At 60.3% G+C, this 19025-nt stretch carries 18 protein-coding genes; 12 read left to right on the forward strand and 6 right to left on the reverse strand.

The window, feature by feature from the left end:
• Positions 1 to 12: 12 nt before the first annotated feature.
• From ACQZ48_RS01865 to ACQZ48_RS01890, 6 genes are all read left to right on the forward strand, one after another.
• Positions 13 to 1386: an aminotransferase class III-fold pyridoxal phosphate-dependent enzyme gene (locus ACQZ48_RS01865; protein ID WP_448728436.1), complete on the forward strand. Its 1374-nt coding sequence runs from the start codon at positions 13 to 15 to the stop codon at positions 1384 to 1386.
• Between the two features lie 256 nt (positions 1387 to 1642).
• A complete protein-coding gene (locus ACQZ48_RS01870) occupies positions 1643 to 2356 on the forward strand; it encodes an HAD-IA family hydrolase (RefSeq protein ID WP_137411544.1) in 714 nt (237 codons plus the stop codon).
• Between the two features lie 93 nt (positions 2357 to 2449).
• Complete coding sequence (locus ACQZ48_RS01875; RefSeq protein ID WP_077985311.1) at positions 2450 to 4060, forward strand: ABC transporter substrate-binding protein; 1611 nt, start codon at positions 2450 to 2452, stop codon at positions 4058 to 4060.
• A gap of 91 nt (positions 4061 to 4151) precedes the next feature.
• Positions 4152 to 5102, forward strand: a complete 951-nt coding sequence (locus tag ACQZ48_RS01880) for an ABC transporter permease (protein WP_077985096.1) — start codon at positions 4152 to 4154, stop codon at positions 5100 to 5102.
• Complete coding sequence (locus ACQZ48_RS01885) at positions 5102 to 5953, forward strand: ABC transporter permease (RefSeq protein WP_077985097.1); 852 nt, start codon at positions 5102 to 5104, stop codon at positions 5951 to 5953. The genes ACQZ48_RS01880 and ACQZ48_RS01885 overlap by 1 nt, the downstream gene beginning before the upstream one ends.
• Positions 5953 to 7608 (forward strand): ABC transporter ATP-binding protein, encoded by a 1656-nt coding sequence (locus tag ACQZ48_RS01890; RefSeq protein ID WP_173990853.1) that lies wholly within the window; start codon positions 5953 to 5955, stop codon positions 7606 to 7608. Before ACQZ48_RS01885 ends, ACQZ48_RS01890 begins: the two co-directional genes overlap by 1 nt.
• Before the next feature lie 43 nt (positions 7609 to 7651).
• On the opposite strand, the gene ACQZ48_RS01895 is transcribed toward ACQZ48_RS01890, so the two are convergent.
• Entirely contained in the window at positions 7652 to 8128 is a 477-nt protein-coding gene (locus ACQZ48_RS01895; protein WP_003506856.1) for an Lrp/AsnC family transcriptional regulator, read from the reverse strand.
• A gap of 230 nt (positions 8129 to 8358) precedes the next feature.
• Between ACQZ48_RS01895 and ACQZ48_RS01900 the strand changes: the two genes are divergently transcribed.
• The 4 genes from ACQZ48_RS01900 to ACQZ48_RS01915 all read left to right on the forward strand — a co-directional run bounded on the left by ACQZ48_RS01900 (position 8359) and on the right by ACQZ48_RS01915 (position 13556).
• Positions 8359 to 9684, forward strand: a complete 1326-nt coding sequence (locus ACQZ48_RS01900) for an NAD(P)/FAD-dependent oxidoreductase (RefSeq protein WP_374637480.1) — start codon at positions 8359 to 8361, stop codon at positions 9682 to 9684.
• A 407-nt stretch (positions 9685 to 10091) separates the two neighbouring features.
• Positions 10092 to 11240 carry a mandelate racemase family protein gene (locus ACQZ48_RS01905; RefSeq protein WP_077985100.1) on the forward strand — a complete coding sequence of 383 codons (1149 nt, stop codon included), beginning with the start codon at positions 10092 to 10094 and terminating at the stop codon, positions 11238 to 11240.
• A 6-nt stretch (positions 11241 to 11246) separates the two neighbouring features.
• The gene (locus ACQZ48_RS01910; protein WP_173990857.1) at positions 11247 to 11876 is read left to right on the forward strand and encodes an SGNH/GDSL hydrolase family protein; all 630 of its coding nucleotides are present in this window, start codon (positions 11247 to 11249) and stop codon (positions 11874 to 11876) included.
• An 81-nt stretch (positions 11877 to 11957) separates the two neighbouring features.
• Positions 11958 to 13556, forward strand: coding sequence for an ABC transporter substrate-binding protein (locus ACQZ48_RS01915; RefSeq protein WP_137411538.1), 1599 nt, complete (start codon positions 11958 to 11960; stop codon positions 13554 to 13556).
• Between the two features lie 234 nt (positions 13557 to 13790).
• Here ACQZ48_RS01915 and ACQZ48_RS01920 read toward each other — a convergent pair whose 3' ends face one another.
• Genes ACQZ48_RS01920 through ACQZ48_RS01935 form a run of 4 tightly spaced genes read right to left on the reverse strand, consistent with a single transcriptional unit; the run spans position 13791 to position 17299 of the window.
• Entirely contained in the window at positions 13791 to 14549 is a 759-nt protein-coding gene (locus ACQZ48_RS01920) for an ABC transporter ATP-binding protein (protein ID WP_077985103.1), read from the reverse strand.
• A complete protein-coding gene (locus ACQZ48_RS01925; RefSeq protein WP_077985104.1) occupies positions 14549 to 15385 on the reverse strand; it encodes an ABC transporter ATP-binding protein in 837 nt (278 codons plus the stop codon). Before ACQZ48_RS01925 ends, ACQZ48_RS01920 begins: the two co-directional genes overlap by 1 nt.
• A gap of 4 nt (positions 15386 to 15389) precedes the next feature.
• Positions 15390 to 16277 (reverse strand): ABC transporter permease, encoded by an 888-nt coding sequence (locus tag ACQZ48_RS01930; RefSeq protein ID WP_191216660.1) that lies wholly within the window; start codon positions 16275 to 16277, stop codon positions 15390 to 15392.
• Positions 16277 to 17299, reverse strand: a complete 1023-nt coding sequence (locus tag ACQZ48_RS01935) for an ABC transporter permease (RefSeq protein ID WP_020012032.1) — start codon at positions 17297 to 17299, stop codon at positions 16277 to 16279. Before ACQZ48_RS01935 ends, ACQZ48_RS01930 begins: the two co-directional genes overlap by 1 nt.
• 10 nt (positions 17300 to 17309) lie before the next feature.
• Between ACQZ48_RS01935 and ACQZ48_RS01940 the strand changes: the two genes are divergently transcribed.
• A complete protein-coding gene (locus tag ACQZ48_RS01940) occupies positions 17310 to 17597 on the forward strand; it encodes a hypothetical protein (RefSeq protein WP_374637474.1) in 288 nt (95 codons plus the stop codon).
• Positions 17590 to 18225: a LysE family translocator gene (locus tag ACQZ48_RS01945; RefSeq protein ID WP_374637472.1), complete on the forward strand. Its 636-nt coding sequence runs from the start codon at positions 17590 to 17592 to the stop codon at positions 18223 to 18225. Before ACQZ48_RS01940 ends, ACQZ48_RS01945 begins: the two co-directional genes overlap by 8 nt.
• A gap of 27 nt (positions 18226 to 18252) precedes the next feature.
• Here the strand turns inward: ACQZ48_RS01945 and ACQZ48_RS01950 are convergent, their stop codons facing one another.
• Complete coding sequence (locus ACQZ48_RS01950) at positions 18253 to 18984, reverse strand: FadR/GntR family transcriptional regulator (protein WP_077985108.1); 732 nt, start codon at positions 18982 to 18984, stop codon at positions 18253 to 18255.
• Positions 18985 to 19025: the final 41 nt, after the last annotated feature.

A 19025-nucleotide genomic window follows, 5' to 3' on the forward strand; every position in this document is an offset into this window, starting at 1 on the left:
CCGGAGAGACCCATGTTAAGCAATTCACTGATCGAACTGGACCGCGCCCATCTGGTGCACCCCGTCTCCTCCCTCCGCGGCCATGAAAAACTCGGCGTGCGGGTGCTGAAATCGGCAAGCGGCGCCACCGTCACCGACATGACCGGCCATCAGTTGATCGATGGTTTTGCCGGCCTGTGGTGCGTCAATGCCGGTTATGGTCACGACAGCATCGTTGAAGCGGCGGCAAAGCAGATGCGGGAATTGCCCTATGCGACGGCCTATTTCGACATTGGCAGCGAACCGGCGATCCGGCTCGCCTCCGAGCTTGCCGACCGCGCGCCGGGCGATCTCAACCATGTCTATTTCACGCTTGGCGGTTCCGATGCGGTGGACAGCACCATTCGGTTCATCCGCTACTACTGGCATGCCAAAGGTCAGCCGCAACGCGACCAGTTCATCTCCATCGAACAGGGTTATCACGGCTCCACCACCGCCGGTTCGGGCCTCACCGCCCTGCCCGCTTTCCATGCCGGTTTTGGCGTGCCCTACGACTGGCAGCACAAAATCCTGTCGCACTACGCCTACCGTAACCCGGTGGGAAGCGACCCGGCCGCCATCATCGCATCCTCCCTGCAAATCCTGAAGGACAAGATCGAGACGATCGGTCCGGACCGTGTCGCCGCCTTCTATGCGGAACCGATCCAGGGTTCCGGCGGGGTTCTCGTACCGCCTCCCGGCTGGATCAAGGCCATGCGCGACCTCTGCCGGTCCTATGGCATCCTCTTCGTCGCCGACGAGGTCATCACCGGCTTTGGCCGGACGGGGCCGCTGTTTGCCTGCGCTGACGAGGATATCGTGCCGGACTTCATCACCACCGCCAAGGGCCTCACCTCCGGCTACGTGCCGATGGGCGCCGTCTTCATGGCGGACCACGTCTATGATACAATAGCCGACTTCGCAGGCGAGGCCGCAATCGGGCACGGCTACACCTATTCCGCCCATCCCGTCAGCGCCGCCGTCGGTCTCGAAGTGCTGAAACTTTACGAGGGCGGGCTGCTGGAAAACGGCCGCCGCGCCGGCCAAAGGCTGATGGCCGGGCTTGAGAGCCTGAGAAGCCATCCGCTGGTCGGCGATGTCCGCGGGCGCGGCATGCTCGCCGCCCTCGAACTCGTGACAGACAAGGACAGGAAGACGCCCTTGCCGACCGCGGCCGCCCCCGCGCGAAAAGTTTTCGACCGCGCTTGGGAAAACGGCCTGATCGTGCGTGCCTTTGCGAACGGTATTCTGGGTTACGCGCCGCCGCTCTGCTGCACCGACAGCGAGATCGACGCCATCATCGAGCGGACGCTGAAGACCCTCGATCAGACGCTCGAAGACCCCGCGGTGCGGGCCGCCATGGCCTGAGGCTATAGCCGGGAGGCGTTGCGCCACCCTCTCGAAATGTCGCAACGCACCGCATATTCGCAATATTCTGCCGAAGAGCTATTCCATTTCGGCGAATCCGGCGCGCCAAAAGTGCCAAACTATTAATGCAAACGGCAATAAACGCCATAAAAAAGGGCGTAATCGCAAATGGGAACGGGGCAAGGACCCCGTCCGGGAACAGAATAATCTGCCGCAGTCTCCCCAGGAGACCGAGGCGGCAAAGCGGAGACCGACATTGCCCAAAAAACTGAGCGACTTCAAATATATGAGCTTCGACGTGGTGGGGACCCTCATCGATTTCGAAGGCGGCCTGAAATCGACGCTGACCGCAATCGGCGCGGAAAACGGCGTGGAGGTCGATGGTGAAAAGGCGCTCGCGCTCTACCGTGCGGCCCGTTATTCCGACGCGACCGACCTGTTTCCGGATGACCTCGTGCGGGTGTACCTGATCATCGCTCCCGAACTCGGCCTGCCGGCGGAACGCGCATTCGGTGAGCGCCTGCGCGATGCGGCAAAAAGCTGGAAAGGCTTTGAAGACAGCCGCGCCGCCATGGCCGAGCTTGCCAAGACGCATCGCCTCATCGCCATGACCAACGCCCAGCGCTGGGCCTTCGAATATTTCTCGCAGGAACTCGGCAATCCTTTTCATGCCGCTTTCACGGCGGATGACACCGGCACCGAAAAGCCAAGTCCCGCTTTCTTCGAAAAGGTCTTCGCCTTTGTGGAAAGCGAGGGCGCATCGAAGGACGACATTCTGCATGTTGCGCAAAGCCAGTACCACGATATCGGCATTTCCCGGAAACTGGGCATGACCAATTGCTGGATCGAACGCCGCCACGCCCAGAAGGGATATGGCGGTACGATAGAGCCGGAAAACTTTACCGAGCCGGACTACCACTTCACCTCGATGGCCGGCCTTGCCGAAGCATTGAGACAGACGGGCGGCTGAGCCGCCCCGCCAATGGCGCGCCGCGAACTGGGATGCGGCATGCCGGAAATTTATTCAGACGCATTTCAACAAATCATACAAAAGGGGAAGACCATGAGTGACAGGATTACAAACTGGACCCGTTCCGACGATGCCGCCGTTGAACAGGCCATCCGGCGCGGCGCAACGCGGCGTGAGCTGCTTCACATGCTGCTGGCGGGCGGCGTCGCCCTTTCCGCCGGTTCGGCCATTCTTGGTCGCGCCTCAAATGCCGTGGCCGCAACGCCGGTCTCCGGCGGCATGCTGAAAGCCGCCGGCTGGTCCTCCTCCACAGCCGATACGCTCGATCCGGCGAAAGCCTCGCTTTCGACGGACTATGTCCGTTGCTGCGCGCTCTATAACCGCCTGAGCTTCCTCGATGCTTCGGGCACGCCACAGATGGAGTTGGCCGAAGCCATCGAGACGAAGGATGCCAAGACCTGGACCGTGAAGCTGCGTTCCGGCGTCACCTTCCATGACGGCAAGGCGCTGACCGCCGACGACGTGGTCTATTCGCTGAAGCGCCATCTCGATCCGGCCGTCGGCTCCAAGGTCGCCAAGATCGCCGCCCAGATGACCGGCTTCAAGGCTCTCGACAAGAGCACGGTCGAAATCACGCTGGCGAACCCGAACGCCGACCTGCCGTCCATTCTGGCCCTGCACCATTTCATGATCGTTGCCGATGGCACCACGGATTTCTCCAAGGGCAACGGCACCGGCGCCTTCAAGCTCGAAAAGTTCGAGCCGGGCGTGCGTTCGATCATGGCCAAAAACACCAATTACTGGAAGTCCGGCGGCCCACACATCGACAGTTTCGAATTCATGGCGATTTCGGACGACAATGCCCGCGTCAATGCTCTTATTTCCGGCGACATCCAGCTTGCTGCCGCCATCAACCCCCGCGCGCTCCGCCTGCTCGACAAGCAGGAAGGTGTCGTGCTGTCCAAGACGACATCGGGTAATTATACCAACCTCAACATTCGGCTTGATCAATCACCGGGCAACAAAACAGACTTTGTCGCGGGCATGAAATCGCTGATCAATCGCGAGCAGATCGTCAAGGCGGCGCTGCGCGGCCTCGGTGAAGTCGGCAACGACCAGCCGGTTCCGCCAATGAGCCCGTATCATAACCCGGACCTCAAACCGAGGGCCTTCGATCTGGACAAGGCCAAGTTCCATTTCGAAAAAGCCGGCGTCATCGGACAGTCCATTCCGGTCATCGCATCGGATGCTGCGGGCTCCTCTGTCGACATGGCGATGATCATGCAGGCTTCCGCGGCGCAGATCGGCGTCAAGCTGGACGTTCAACGCGTGCCATCGGATGGCTATTGGAGCAACTACTGGCTGAAGGCGCCGATCCACTTCGGCAACATCAACCCGCGCCCGACGCCGGATATTCTGTTCTCGCTGCTTTATGCCTCCGACGCGCCGTGGAATGAGAGCCAGTACAAGTCGCCGAAATTCGACAAGATGATGCTTGAAGCACGCGGCATGCTCGATATCGAGAAACGCAAGCAGATTTACTTCGAGATGGAAAGAATGATCGCCGATGAAGCCGGCACCATCATCCCCGCCTATATATCGAATGTGGACGCCATCTCTTCCAAGCTGAAGGGTCTGGAAGCCAATCCGCTGGGTGGCATGATGGGTTACGCCTTTGCGGAATACGTCTGGCTCGAAGCCTGATAGACCACGGAGCCGGGCATAAACTGCCCGGCGACCTTTCCGCCGATGCGGGAAGCCTCCACAATAAGGGTCGGTCGCAGGAGCATATGGAATGAACAGCCAAATAATGTCCCTTATCGCCAGGCGGCTGGTCGTCATGCTGACGACGCTGCTTATCGTGTCGTTTATCGTCTTTTCGGCCACCAGCCTGCTGCCCGGGGATACGGCGACGATCCTTCTTGGCCAAGCGGCCACGCCGGAAGCCGTGGCCGGCCTGCGCACCGCCATGCATCTCGACGATCCGGCCCTGCTGCGTTTCGTGCGCTGGCTTCTGGGCCTGCTGCAGGGTGAACTCGGCACGTCCTACGCCAACAACATGGCGATTGCCGATCTCATCGGTCCGCGCTTCGTCAACTCCATGAAGCTCGCCGGCATTACCACCGTCATCGCCGTGCCGCTGGCGCTGACCCTCGGCATCAGTTCCGCCATGCTGCGCGGAACGCTTTATGACCGGGCCGTCACCGTGCTGACCATCGGCGTCATCTCGGTGCCGGAATTCATGATCGCCACACTCGCCGTGCTACTTTTCGCCGTCTATCTGAAATGGCTGCCGGCGCTGTCGCTGGTGAGCGAAGTTCACACGCTTTTCGATGTGCTGCGGGTCTATGCAATGCCAGTCATCACGCTGACCTTCGTCGTTTCCGCACAGATGATCCGCATGAGCCGCGCCGCCGTGATCGAGACGCTGGATACGCCCTACGTGGAAATGGCGCTTTTGAAGGGTGCGCCGCGGATGCGCATCGTGCTTCGCCATGCGCTTCCCAATGCGCTCGGCCCCATCGTCAATGCGGTGGCCCTGTCGCTCTCCTATCTCGTCGGCGGCGTCATCATCGTCGAGACGATCTTCAATTATCCTGGTATCGCCAAGTTGATGGTCGATGGCGTCGCCACCCGCGACCTGCCGCTGATCCAAAGCTGCGCGATGATCTTCTGCGTCGGTTATCTCCTCCTCATCACGACGGCGGATATCATCGCCATCATGTCCAATCCGAGGCTGCGCTGATGGCCGACAATATCAAAACAACTTCGGGGACCTCGCGTTTGGGCTACAAGATCAACGCAGTCGGCGTTTTCGGCTTTCTCGTCATTTTTTTCTGGGCCATGGTCGCAATCTTCGCGCCCTATCTCATTCCGCATCCGGTCGGTGAAATCGTCGATCTCGATTATTTCGGGCCGATGACATCCGATCTCTGGCTCGGTTCCGATTATCTCGGCCGTGACGTATTTTCCCGCATTCTCATGGGCGCGCGTTTCACGGTCGGCATATCGCTCGCAGCCGTCACCATCGCCTGCACCTCCGGCGTTTTGCTCGGCATGTGCGCCGCCGTCATCGGCGGCTGGTTCGATGCAGCACTCAGCCGGTTTCTCGATGCGGTGAACTCCATTCCGAGCAAGCTTTTCGGCCTCGTGGTCGTCGCCGCCGTCGGCTCTTCCATACCGGTGCTGATCATCACGCTCTCGGTCATCTACACGCCGGGCGCCTATCGTTTCGCGCGAGCGCTGGCCGTCAATGTCAACACCATGGATTTCGTCACGGTCGCCCGGGTGCGCGGTGAAAGCCTGTTCTACCTCATCGGCTCGGAGATCCTGCCGAACATCGTCCGGCCCGTACTGGCCGATCTCGGCGTGCGCTTCGTGTTCATCGTGCTGCTTCTGTCGGGCCTCTCCTTCCTCGGCCTCGGCCTTCAGCCGCCAAATGCGGACTGGGGCGCGCTGGTGCGTGAGAACATCGGCGGCCTGCCGTTTGCGGCCCCCGCCGTCATCTTCCCGTCGCTGGCCATTGCCAGCCTGACGATCAGCGTCAACCTGCTGATCGACAATCTGCCGCAGAAAATCCGCGACAGGAGCGAATAATGAGCAATCTTGTTGAAATCCGTGGACTGAAAGTCGAGGCCACCACCGATTCTGGCCGCCGTATCGACATCATCAAAGGCGTGGACATCGACATCGCCGATGGCGAAATCGTCGCACTGATCGGTGAAAGCGGTTCCGGCAAGACCACCATCGCGCTGAGCCTGATGGGCTATGCCCGGCCGGGCTGCCATATTTCCGGCGGCAGCGTCAAGGTGGCGGGCCAAGACATGGTGCAGCTTTCCGAAACCGAACGCGCCAAAGTCCGCGGCACAAAAGTGACCTATGTGCCCCAAAGCGCGGCCGCCGCTTTCAACCCGGCGCAGAAGATCATCGATCAGGTCATCGAAGTCACCCGCATCCACCATCTGATGCCGCCGCAGGAGGCGCGCAGACGGGCGGTAGAACTTTTCAAGGCGCTGTCGTTGCCCAACCCCGAAACCATCGGCGAGCGCTACCCGCATCAGGTGTCCGGCGGCCAGCTTCAGCGCCTCTCCGCCGCCATGGCACTGATCGGCAATCCGAAGCTGGTCATCTTCGACGAGCCGACCACCGCGCTCGACGTCACGACCCAGATAGAGGTTCTGCGCGCCTTCAAATCGGCAATGCGCGAGAACGGCATCGGCGGCGTTTATGTCTCGCACGATCTCGCCGTCGTCGCCCAGATCGCCGACCGGATCGTTGTGCTGAAAGGCGGCGAGGTTCAGGAAACCGGTACGACCACGGATATCCTCGAAAATGCCCGGCATCCCTATACGAAGGAACTGCTGACCGCCTTTCATGACAAGGCGCGCGTCATCACACCCGCCAAACCGGAGCAGGCAACGCCGCTGCTGGATATCGAAAACCTGATCGCCGGCTACGGAACGAAGGGCGGAGACAAGATGCCGCTGGTGCGTGCGGTGGATAGCGTCAGCCTTTCGGTCTATCCCGGTCGCAATCTCGGCATCATCGGCGAGTCCGGCTGCGGAAAATCGACGCTGGCGCGCGCCATTGCCGGCATTCTGCCGGCGGCCGGCGGCCATGTCATCTTCGAAGGCCGGGAACTGGATGCGGATGCACGGCGTCGAACCGGCGACCAGCTACGCCGTATGCAGATCGTGTTCCAATATGCCGATACCGCACTCAACCCGTCGAAACCCATCGAGGATATTCTCGGCCGGCCGCTGACCTTCTATCACGGCATGAAAGGTAAGGCGCGCGACGCCCGGATCGATGAGCTTCTCGATATGGTGAAGCTGCCGCGCTCGGTCCGCCACCGCCACCCTTCCGGCCTTTCCGGCGGGCAGAAACAACGCGTCAATTTCGCCCGCGCACTTGCCGCCGAGCCCTCGCTTATCATCTGCGATGAAATCACCTCGGCCCTCGATACCGTGGTTGCGGCCGCAATCATCGATCTTCTCGGAGAACTGCAGCGGGAGCTGAACCTCTCCTATATCTTCATCAGCCACGATCTTTCGGTGGTGGAAACCATCTGCGACGAGATCGTCGTGATGTATGGCGGGCAGAAGGTGGAGCATCTGGAAACCGAAGCGATCAAATCGCCCTCCCACCCCTATTCGAAACTGCTGTTCTCCTCGGTGCCGAAACTCGACCCGACATGGCTCGACAATCTTCAGCAGGATGCGGAGCTGGTGCGGGCTTTTTCGAAAAGGTGAGAATGGAATGATACGGCCCTGCAAAGGGCCGTTTTCTCACAGCTCAAAGCGGAAACAGGCTGGTCAGCGGCATATGCGATTTGATGATCGGCGATTTCAGCACCACGAAGCTGAAATATTTGTCGATGCCCACGTCCATATCGGTCAGCCGCTCCATGATCGACTGATATTCAACGATGCCAGAGGTGACGAATTTCAGCAGATAGTCGTAACCGCCCGAAACGAGGTGGCATTCCACCACCTGGTCGATCTTTTCGACAACGCCGAGGAAGCGGGCGAAATCGATCTGGCGATGGTTCTTCAGCGTGATTTCCGTAAACACCGTCAGTGTCTGGCCGAGCTTGTTGATGTTGATCTGCGCGGAATAACCCTCGATATAACCTTCCGCCTGCAGCTTCTTCACGCGCATCAGGCAGGGGCTTGGCGACAGATTGACAAGCTCCGCCAGCTCGACATTGGTGATGCGACCGTTTTTCTGCAATTCGTAGAGGATCTTGATATCGATCCGATCAAGTTTCATCACGTGCGGAACCCCTTTTTTGTTTTTTGAACACGCGGCATAAAATTCTGGCGCGGCAAAGGAAATCTTATCACATGGGCGAGCCCTGTCGACGTGGGGATGTTTTTTTGATGCAGCATAAAGAGTTGCAGAGGCGTCACCCAACAGCAGGAGATTCCGGCAAGACGCGGAGTCTGGCAGCGTTTACACGTCAGCTAGGGTAAATTAGGACGAATACAAGGAGTCCGACCATGCCCGCCCCGCTGCAACAGATCACGACATCGCCGGAACTGCCCACATCCGCAGACGCCGTTATTATTGGCGGCGGCATCGTCGGTGTCTTCGCCGCCTATTATCTTGCCCGACGCGGCCTGAAAGTGGCGCTGGTCGAAAAGGGTCTGATCGGGGCGGAGCAATCCAGCCGCAACTGGGGCTGGTGCCGCCAGCAGAACCGAGATGCCCGCGAATTGCCGATTTCCACCAAGAGCCTGGCGCTCTGGGAAGAGTTTGGTGCAGAGAGCGGCGAGGACACAGGTTTTCGCCGTTGCGGGCTGTTTTACCTGAGCGACAATGAGGCCGAACTTGCCGGCTGGGCACGCTGGCGCGACTTTGCCATTACCGCAGGCGTGACGACCCATATGCTGAGCGCCGATGAGGCGAGCGAACGCGGCCGATCCACGGGAAAGCGCTGGAAGGGCGGCGTGTTTTCGCCGACCGACGGCACGGCCGATCCTTCCATGGCAGCACCCGCCGTGGCGCGTGCCATCATCAAGCTGGGCGGCACGGTGCATCAGAATTGCGCCGCACGCGGGCTTGAGACGGAAAGCGGCCGGGTCAGCGCCGTCGTCACCGAAAAAGGCACGATCCGCACCAAAACCGCCATCATGTCCGGCGGGGCCTGGGCGTCGTCCTTTTGCCGACAGCTCGGAATTCGTTTCCCGCAGGCGTCCGTCCGCTCCTCCATCCTGTCGGTCGCACCAGGTGCTGAAGGCCTGCCGGATGCACTGCACACCGCCGCCGTTTCGGCAACGAAGAGAAAAAACGGCGGTTACACACTCGCCATCAGCGGGCTGGGACGCATTGACCCGACGGCGCAGCAGATGCGGTTTGCCCGAGAATTCATCCCGATGTTCCTCAAGCGCTGGCGAAGCCTGCGGCCAGGCGGGTTGGAGGGCATTCGCGGTGGCCACGAGACCCTGAAGCACTGGCGCCTCGATGCGCCGACACCCATGGAGCGGGTGCGTATTCTCGACCCGAAACCCAATGCCGCCGCCATCCGCGAGACCCATAGAAGGGCGCTGGAGCTTCTGCCCGCCCTGGGCAAAACGCAGATTTCCGCCGCCTGGGCCGGCTTCATTGACAGCACGCCCGACGGCGTGCCCGCCATTGGCGAAACCAGCGAATTGCCCGGCTTCATTCTCGCCGCCGGTTTCAGTGGGCATGGTTTCGGCATCGGACCGGGCGCCGGCCATCTGATCGCCGATATTGTGACAGGCTCGAGCCCGATCGTCGATCCCACGCCCTATCACCCCAGCCGTTTCCTTGGTTCTTCCTGGGGCAAGGTCGCGGATTTCTGACCCTCCCTTGGTGGGATGCGACGCACATCCGCGCCGGTCAGTTGCGGGATGGCTTCACGCCTTGATCCTCAAGGAGCGCGACGGCGGCAAGCCGGCCGGAGGCTTCCGCACCATTTGCACCGAGAATGCGCACGCCATCACCCGGCGCGAAAGATCATCCAAGCCGAGATAGCTGCCATTCGGCACAGGCCGCGCTCATGCGCCCCGCCAGATTTTCTTCCACCAAGACGCAAAACCTCCCTCATGAGCCAAGTTTCACCGATTCCCTGTGAAACAGCGTGCGCAAATGGTCTTGATTTTCCGCACCAACATGTAATACAGATTATCGTACATGTTGACAAATAACGCATACATGTATGACATTGCAGCAACCGCAAACGCTGCCATACCGGCATGAGGGAGGAATTATGATCATCACCGACGTCGAGGTCCGTGTTTTCCGCACGACGACCCGTCGGCACTCGGACAGTGCCGGTCACGCACATCCGGGTCCGGCGCATCAGGTGGAACAGGCCATGCTGACCATCCGCACGGAAGATGGTCAGGAAGGTCATTCCTTCACCGCGCCGGAGATCGTTCGCCCCCATGTCATCGAAAAATTCGTCAAGAAAGTCCTGATTGGTGAGGATCATCGCGACCGGGAACGGCTGTGGCAGGACCTTGCCCACTGGCAGCGTGGCTCAGCCGCACAGCTGACTGACCGTACGCTGGCGGTGGTGGATTGCGCACTCTGGGACCTTGCCGGCCGCTCGCTCAATCAACCTGTATACAAGTTGATCGGCAGCTATCGCGACAAGGTGCTGGCCTATGGCTCCATCATGTGCGGCGACGAGCTGGATGGCGGGCTGGCGACGCCGGAAGATTACGGCCGTTTTGCCGAAACGCTGGTGAAGCGCGGCTACAAGGGCATCAAGCTGCACACCTGGATGCCGCCCGTCAGCTGGGCGCCGGATGTGAAGATGGACCTCAAGGCCTGCGCGGCCGTGCGTGAGGCGGTCGGCCCCGATATTCGCCTGATGATCGACGCCTTCCACTGGTATTCCCGCACCGACGCGCTGGCGCTGGGCCGTGGCCTCGAAAAACTCGGCTTCGACTGGATCGAGGAGCCGATGGATGAGCAATCGCTGTCCTCCTACAAATGGCTTTCCGATAATCTCGATATTCCGGTCGTCGGCCCGGAAAGTGCGGCCGGCAAGCATTGGCATCGCGCCGAATGGATCAAGGCCGGTGCCTGCGATATTCTGCGCACTGGCGTCAACGATGTCGGCGGCATCACCCCGGCGCTGAAGACCATGCATCTGGCCGAGGCTTTCGGCATGGAATGCGAGGTGCATGGCAACACAGCCATGAACCTGCATGTTGTCGCCGCCACCAAGAATTGCCGCTGGTATGAGCGCGGCCTGTTGCATCCCTTCCTCGAATACGATGACGGCCACGATTATCTGAAGTCGCTGTCCGACCCGATGGACCGCGACGGCTTCGTGCATGTCCCTGATCGGCCGGGCCTTGGCGAGGACATCGATTTTACCTTCATCGACAACAACCGGGTGAGGTAACGGGCGATGAAAACCGTGCTCGCCTTCGGAGACAGCCTCACCTGGGGCGCAAACCCGGCAACGGGCCTCCGGCACCCGGCCGAACACCGCTGGCCGGAGGTACTGGAGGCAGAGCTTGCGGGAAAGGCGAAGGTTTACCCCGAGGGCCTTGGCGGGCGCACCACCTGTTATGACGATCATACCGGCCCCGCCTGCCGCAATGGCGCGCGGGCGCTTGAAGTCGCGCTTTCCTGCCATATGCCGCTCGATCTCGTCATCATCATGCTCGGCACCAACGACATCAAACCGGTGCATGGCGGACGGGCGGAAGCCGCGGTTTCCGGTATGCGGCGACTGGCGCAGATCGTCGAGACCTTCATCTACAAACCGCGCGAGGCCGTGCCGAAACTGCTGATCGTCGCCCCGCCGCCCTGCGTTGACGGCCCGAGCGGCGAACCAGCCGGCGGGCGGGATATTGGGCAATCCCTCAGGCTTGCGCCGCTTTACCGCAAACTCGCCGCCGAACTGGGGCACGCCTTCTTCGATGCCGGGTCGGTCGCCAGCGCCTCACCGGTGGATGGCGTGCATCTGGATGCGCCGGCAACGACCGCAATCGGCCGGGCGCTCGCAGCTCAGGTCAGAGAGATTCTTGGCTGATCAAGCGACACCTGTGGAGGAACCAGGCGCGTGGATCAAAACGTGGAAAGGCCGTATGAACCGGCCGTATTGGGAGGAAAAATGAAACATTTTCTTGCAACCGCAGCGCTTGGCGCCTTGCTGATCGGCGCGATGCCGCTCGGTGTTTTCGCCGAAACGCCGAAAGACCAGCTCATCGTCGCCACGACCATGAGCAATATCCTGACCCTCGATCCCGCCGCCATTACCGGCCGCGAGACCGTGCAGGTTCTGAACAACGTTTATGACACGCTGGTCGTGCTTTCACCGAAAGACCGCAGCGTCCAGCCACGCCTTGCCGAACGCTGGGAAATTGCCGAAGACCGCAAATCCATCCGTTTCCATCTGCGCGGCGAAGCGAAATTCGCTTCAGGCAACCCTGTGACGGCCAAGGACGTGGCCTGGAGCCTGAAGAGGCTGCTCGCCCGCAATCTGGCGCAGTCGTCCTTCCTGAAAACCCGCGGTTTCAAGCTGGAAGAGGCCGACAAGCTCTTCGTCGCCGAAAACGACCAGACTTTCGTACTGAATATTCCGAAGCCGGACGATCCCAACCTTCTCCTGATGATCCTTGCGCAGAACGGCCCAGGCTCGATCATCGACAGCAAGATGGCTCTTGAGAATGAAAAGGACGGCGATCTCGGCGGCGCTTGGCTGACACTGAATTCCGCCGGTTCCGGCCCGTTCAAGCTGACGCAATGGAAATCCAACGAATATATCATCCTCACCCGCAACGATGATTATTGGGGGGAGAAGGCCAGCATGAAGCGCATCCTGATGCGCCATCTGCCGGAATCGCAATCGCAGCGGCTGATGCTGGAAAAAGGCGATATCGACGTCGCCTACTCCTTGCAGGCCCCGGATCTGAAATCGCTTGAGGCCGACAAGGCTATCACCATCGAATCCACGCCCGGCTCCGGTTTTTATTACCTCAGCGTTTCGATGAAGGATGAGAAATTTGCGAACAAGAAGGTGCGCGAGGCCCTGCGTTACCTGATCGATTACGCCGGCCTCGACAAGGCGGTCATGCCCTATTACGGCAAGCTGCATCAGCGCTCCCTCAGCACCGGTGTGATGGGTTCGCTTCCGGATCAGGGCTACAAGCTCGACATCGAAAAAGCCAAGGCGCTTCTGGCCGAAGGCGGTTATCCGAACGGTTTCAAGACGACGCTGCGTGTGCTTTCGGAAGACCCCTTCATGAAAGCGGCAACGGCGATCCAGAACACGCTGGCCCAGGCCGGCATTCAGGCCGAACTGATCAGCGGCTCCGGCGATCAGATTTACGGCGCGATGCGCGAGCGAAATTTCGAACTGCTGCTCGGCCGCGGCGGCGGCGGCCAGCAGCCGCATCCGGACAATAATCTGCGCTCCATCGCCTATAATCCCAACAATGCCGATGACGCGAAGCTCACCAATTACCAGAGCTGGCGCACCAGTTTTTTCGATGAGAAGCTGAACAAGATGATCGAGGCGGCGCTGGTCGAGCGCGACGTGGCGAAACAGACAAAGCTTTATGAGGACCTGCAGGGTTATATGGACGAGATCGTCATGTCCATTCAGCCCTTCTCCGAAGTCATCGACACCGCCGCCTTCCGCAGCGACGTCAAGGGCATGATCGTCAGCCCCTGGCTTTCGCGGTTTGAAGAGGTGAGCAAGGAGCGGTGATGCATCCATAAGCCTTCATCCTCGGGATTGACCCGAGGATGAAGGCGGAGGGAAGCCAATATGGTAGTAGAATGTCGTCTGCAATCCCTGAGGCGCGGCTAAACCCGCGCCTTTTCTTTTTTCACCCCACGCCCGGCATCACTCCAAAAAAATGCCCGGCAGTGAAGCCGGGCAAGGAAGGAGGATGTTGTTATCGCAACGCCCCGGAGGAGGACGGTCAGGTTCTTGGAGCCGTCACGCGCCTTCATATTCCAGAGAGGCGCCGATCAGTTCGCGCGCATAGGGATGCGTCGCGCCATTGCCGGCGATAGCGTCGCGCGGCAGGGTTTCGGTGATTTCACCGCGCAGCATCACCGCGAAGCGGTCGCACATGTGATCGACGACGGCGAGATCGTGGGTCACCATGATATAGGTGAAGCCACGCTCTTCCCGCAGGCGCTGGAGGAGGTTGAGGATTTCCGCCTGCACAGAAACATCGAGCGCAGACGTCGGCTCGTCTAGCAGAAGCAGTGACGGTTCAAGGATCAGCGCCCGGGCAATCGCCACACGCTGCCGCTGGCCGCCGGAAAGCTGGTGCGGGAAACGATCCAGAAAGGCTACGGGCAGGCCTACATCCGTGATGGCCTTGCGCATGCGCTCTTCGCGGTCGCCGAGCTTGTGGATGGCTAGCGATTCCGAAAGCACGGTGCGCACCGACTGGCGCGGATGCAGCGACCCGTAGGGATCCTGAAACACCATCTGCAGCATGCGGCACCGCTCGATCAACGGCATATCGCGCACCGACCTGCCATCGATGAGGATGTCGCCGGTCCAGAAATCGTTGAGCATCGACACGCAGCGAAGGACGGTGGATTTGCCCGAACCGCTTTCGCCGACCAGCCCGAAACATTCGCCCGGCTCGACGCGGAAGGATACGGAAGGCAGCACGTTCAGCGCAGTAGGGCCGCTGCCGAAGGTGATTGAAAGATCGCGGGTTTCGACTGAAACGGCCATTATACGTTCTCCTCCAGCCATTCGGGGCGGCGGTCGAGCACCGCAAGTGGCGCACGCCTGCCGCCGATGCGCGGCTGCGCCGCCAGAAGGCCGCGCGTATAGGGGTGCTTCGCCTGATCGAGATCGCGTGCGGCGAGCGTTTCCACTACCCGGCCGGCATACATGATGAGTACCCGGTCGCAGAAATTGCGCACGAGATTGAGATCGTGGCTGATCATGATGAGGCCGATGCCGCGATCCCGCACCAGACCGTCGAGAATATTCAGGACCTGCAACCGCACCGTCACGTCAAGCGCCGAGGTCGGCTCATCGGCAATGACGAGATCTGGATCGGCGAGCAACATCATGGCGATCATCACACGCTGGCCCATGCCGCCGGAAATTTCATGCGGATATTGCTCGTAGACGCGGGCGGCGTCGCGGATTTTCACGGCATCCAGCATGGCCAGCGCCTTTTCCCGGGCTTCCGATTTCGAAGCCTTGAAGTGGCGCAGATAGGTTTCCGTTACCTGATCGCCGACACGGCGGATGGGATTGAGGGAAAATTTCGGATCCTGAAGGATCATCGACATGCGCCGGCCGCGAACCTTGAGCATCTCCTTTTCACTCAGAGACAGAAGATCGAGACCGTCGAAATCAAGCTTGTCGGCGGTTATTGTCGCCGATGGCAGGAGCCGCAGCAGCGCCCTGCCGACGGTGGATTTACCCGAGCCGCTTTCGCCGACAATACCAAGCCGTTCCCGACCAAGGGTGAAGGAGATGCCGCGCACCGCCTCGGTGGGCGAGCCGCCATAGCGAATGCGGAGATTTTCGACATCGAGGATTGGTTTTTCCATGGCCCTATCTCCGGTTCATCTGCTTTGGATCGAGCGCATCCCGCAGGCCGTCACCCAGCAGGTTGAAAGCAAGGCTGACGGAAAGGATCGCAACGCCGGGGAAGGTGACGAGCCACCAGCTGTCGAGCATGTAGCGGCGTCCGGTCGCGATCATCGCTCCCCATTCCGGCAACGGCGGCTGCGCGCCGAGACCGAGGAAGCCGAGGCCGGCGGCGGTGAGGATGACCGTCGCCATATTCAGCGTCAGGCGGATCAGGACAGAAGGCAGGCACATGGGCATGATCGATTTGACGATGATGCGCAGCGGAGAGGCGCCCTGAAGCCTTGCGGCGGCAATGTAATCCTCCTTGCGGAAGGTCATGGCCTCGGCGCGTGCGAGGCGCGCAATCGGTGGCCATGAAGTGAGCGCGATCGCGATGATCGCATTGTTGAGGCTTGGCCCAAGTGCTGCGACGAAGGCGAGCGACAGGATGAGGCTCGGGAAGGACAGGAAGATATCCGTGATGCGCATCATCACCGTATCGAACTTGCCGCCGAGATAACCGGAAGCCGTGCCGACCAGAAGGCCGACGGGACCGACGATGATCGACACCAGCGAGATGATGGTGAGCGTGATGCGTGCGCCCCAGAGAAGGCGGCTGTAGATATCCCGTCCCAACTCGTCCGTACCGAAGACGTGGCCATTACCCGGCGCCTGCAGCGTGTTGGCGAGATCCTGCGCGTAGGGGTCATGCGTCGCTAGCCAGGGAGCGAAAATCGCGGCGATGACGAGCAACAGCAGGACGGCCAGGCCGAAGACCGATGTCGGGCTTTTCAGCAGGAAAACGACGATGTTCTTCAGCGCGTTCAAGGGCGCCGGAAGGCGGAAGGAGGTTTCTGCGCGGGCCGTCATCAGCGGGTCCTCGGATCGAAAAAGCGGTAGAGAATGTCGGACAGGAGATTGAGCCCGATAAAGATGACGCCGACGATCAAAACGCAGGTCATCACGGCATTCATGTCACCGATGATAAGATTGCTGGTGAGATATTGCCCGAATCCCGGCCAGGCGAAGACGGTCTCGATGAGAACCGCCCCTTCCAGCAGCGAACCGTAAGCAAGGGCGATAATGGTGACGAGCTGCACGCGAATATTCCCAAACGCGTGCAGCCACACCGTCTGTCGTTGCGACAGGCCTTTAACGCGGGCGGTCGTCACATATTCCTGGCCCAGTTGGTCCAGCATGAAGCTACGCGTCATGCGGGTGATATAGGCCGAGGAGGAATAACCGAGCAGCGCGGCGGGAAGGATGAGGTGGTTGATGGCCGACCAGAACACTTCCATATCGCCCGCAAGCAGGCTGTCGATCAACAGAAAGCCGGTGCGCTCCTCCACCAGACCGATATAAAACTGGTCCATACGGCCACCGCCACCGACAAGGCCGAGATGGGCGTAAAAAACGATCAGCGCGATCATGCCGGTCCAGAAAATCGGCATGGAATGGCCGAACAGGCTGAGGACGCGTACCAGATGATCCTGCCAGCGGTCTTTATTGACCGCGGCATAAACGCCCATGGGAATGCCAAGGCCAGCGCCGATCAGGATCGCGAAGGTCGCAAGCTCCATCGTCGCGGGCATGACGCGTATGATATCCTGGATGACGGGCTGGCCCGTGCGGATCGAGGTTCCGAAATCGCCGGTGAAGACATCGCCGAGATAATAGATGAACTGCTGCCAGAGCGGACGGTCGAAACCGAGCGCATGGTAGACCTGTTCATAGGTTTCGCGCGTCGCGTCCTCGCCCACAATCGCCCGCACGGGATCGGCGGGCATCAGGCGGCCGATAAAAAAGGTCAGCAGCAGCAATCCAAGCAGCGTAACCGCAATACTTCCGATCTGGCCGGAAAGGCCATAAAGCGAAAGGCGTCTTTTTGACATGATTCCTCCCTTGCCAGAGATCGATTGCGCAAGTGACCAAAGCGCAATCCTGTCTGACAACTATCCACAAGTTGTCACAGGTGTTGGAGGCTGTCAAGCGAGTACCGGCGAAATCCGTATTGCCCAGGAACCTGAAGGCGTGCCGAAACCGTCGGGCTTTCTTTCTGCTTTGGGAAAAGCACATGCATTGTGGCGCCAGCAAAAGCCTGTATTCTCCCACCGCGCAGAATGCGCGGACGCCTGCCCCGGCGATGATGCCGATGACACCCGCGCCTTCAGGGGGGAGAAATATGGTTGACGTGACACTTCTGGCATTTGCCGTGGTCGCTTTTATCGGCATTGCCACGCCCGGCCCTACCGTTTTGCTCGCGCTTACAAATGGTTCAAGATTCGGAGTACGCCGCGCCATGAGCGGCATGGCTGGCGCTGTTCTCTCGGATTTTGTCCTGATCGGCGCAGTAGCACTAGGATTGGGGGCGTTGCTCGCCGCTTCCGAATTCTGGTTCGGTGTCGTCAAATGGATGGGCGTCTGCTATCTAGCCTTCCTCGGCATCATGCTTTTGCGCTCAAGAGGCATGCTCGATGGCGCCCTTCAACCGGCAGAGGCCAACGGGGCTGCTTCCGTTCCCTCGATTTTCCTCAAAAGCTTTCTCGTGGCGGTCACCAACCCCAAGGGATATCTGTTCTTTTCCGCTTTCCTGCCGCAATTCATCGATCCCGCTGCACCGCAGCTCCAGCAATATGCGGCGCTTGCGCTGATCTTCGCCGCCATCGATTTCATCGTGATGTTCGGATATGCGCTGCTCGGCTCGCAGGCCGTCCGGCTGCTGCGGAAATCCGGAGCCCTGTGGCTCGACCGGATTTGCGGCGGCGCGCTTCTGACGCTCGCCGCCTCGCTAGCCTTTTATCGGCGAGCGACCGTTTAACCCATTGACTCATGAACAATTTCTGGATCACTCAGCGGCAGTGCGGGAGCGCAGAAGCACTTTGTAGCGCTCAAGACTGCCGCGCAAATGCGCCGCCATATATTGGCGGGCGCCATCGGCATCACCTTCGATGATGGCGTCGACAATCCTCGCATGCTCCTCCTGGAGATGCAGGTTGTAGTCCTTCGGACGCGATCCGGGCGCTGCCCCCTGCAATTCGCCGCGAGGAATGATGCCGGTGCGAATGAGCTGAAGAAACTCGGGAAACCTCCTGTTCTGCGTCGCCTGCGCAATGGCCAGATGGAACTCGAAATCAGCGTCCCGCGTCGGCAAACCGGCGGCGAGACAGTCGCCGACGCGCCGGTGCGCATCCACAATCGCCTCCACCTGCACGGCGGAACGGCGCGATGCCGCAAGCCCGGCGGATTCAACCTCAAAGACCGTGCGCAATTCCAGCAACTCGATCACCGAGGAAATCCGTCCCACGGCCAGATCGTTAAAAGGCAGCTCCTTGGCCGGCTTTACTTCGACGGCAAAAACGCCCGCGCCCTTGCGGGCTTCAACGAGGCCGTCGGCGCGTAGAATGGCGATGGCTTCGCGTACCACTGTGCGGCTCACAGAATATTCCCGCGTGAGTTCGCTTTCGCTTGGAAGACGGTCGCCGGGGCGAAAAACGCCTTCTGACAGATCCCGCCGCAATGCCGAACTGATTTTCGCCGCGAGCGATACCCCTTGCTTCGTGTTGCTCTCAACGTCCATTCCGGCCCACCTGTTTCAAACTTGTCTGGCATGTTAGCAAA

It is taken from the genome of Agrobacterium sp. 22-209-1 (assembly GCF_053522485.1).

Bases quoted from the DNA above. Each gene is read 5' to 3' on its own strand.
- ACQZ48_RS01890 (WP_173990853.1), top strand. From the start codon at position 5,953: ATGAGCAATCTTGTTGAAATCCGTGGACTGAAAGTCGAGGCCACCACC.
- ACQZ48_RS01920 (WP_077985103.1), bottom strand. From the start codon at position 14,549: ATGGCCGTTTCAGTCGAAACCCGCGATCTTTCAATCACCTTCGGCAGC.
- ACQZ48_RS01950 (WP_077985108.1), bottom strand. From the start codon at position 18,984: ATGGACGTTGAGAGCAACACGAAGCAAGGGGTATCGCTCGCGGCGAAA.
- ACQZ48_RS01875 (WP_077985311.1), top strand. From the start codon at position 2,450: ATGAGTGACAGGATTACAAACTGGACCCGTTCCGACGATGCCGCCGTT.
- ACQZ48_RS01910 (WP_173990857.1), top strand. From the start codon at position 11,247: ATGAAAACCGTGCTCGCCTTCGGAGACAGCCTCACCTGGGGCGCAAAC.
- ACQZ48_RS01905 (WP_077985100.1), top strand. From the start codon at position 10,092: ATGATCATCACCGACGTCGAGGTCCGTGTTTTCCGCACGACGACCCGT.
- ACQZ48_RS01945 (WP_374637472.1), top strand. From the start codon at position 17,590: ATGGTTGACGTGACACTTCTGGCATTTGCCGTGGTCGCTTTTATCGGC.
- ACQZ48_RS01895 (WP_003506856.1), bottom strand. From the start codon at position 8,128: ATGAAACTTGATCGGATCGATATCAAGATCCTCTACGAATTGCAGAAA.
- ACQZ48_RS01900 (WP_374637480.1), top strand. From the start codon at position 8,359: ATGCCCGCCCCGCTGCAACAGATCACGACATCGCCGGAACTGCCCACA.
- ACQZ48_RS01930 (WP_191216660.1), bottom strand. From the start codon at position 16,277: ATGACGGCCCGCGCAGAAACCTCCTTCCGCCTTCCGGCGCCCTTGAAC.
- ACQZ48_RS01885 (WP_077985097.1), top strand. From the start codon at position 5,102: ATGGCCGACAATATCAAAACAACTTCGGGGACCTCGCGTTTGGGCTAC.
- ACQZ48_RS01935 (WP_020012032.1), bottom strand. From the start codon at position 17,299: ATGTCAAAAAGACGCCTTTCGCTTTATGGCCTTTCCGGCCAGATCGGA.
- ACQZ48_RS01925 (WP_077985104.1), bottom strand. From the start codon at position 15,385: ATGGAAAAACCAATCCTCGATGTCGAAAATCTCCGCATTCGCTATGGC.
- ACQZ48_RS01880 (WP_077985096.1), top strand. From the start codon at position 4,152: ATGAACAGCCAAATAATGTCCCTTATCGCCAGGCGGCTGGTCGTCATG.
- ACQZ48_RS01915 (WP_137411538.1), top strand. From the start codon at position 11,958: ATGAAACATTTTCTTGCAACCGCAGCGCTTGGCGCCTTGCTGATCGGC.
- ACQZ48_RS01865 (WP_448728436.1), top strand. From the start codon at position 13: ATGTTAAGCAATTCACTGATCGAACTGGACCGCGCCCATCTGGTGCAC.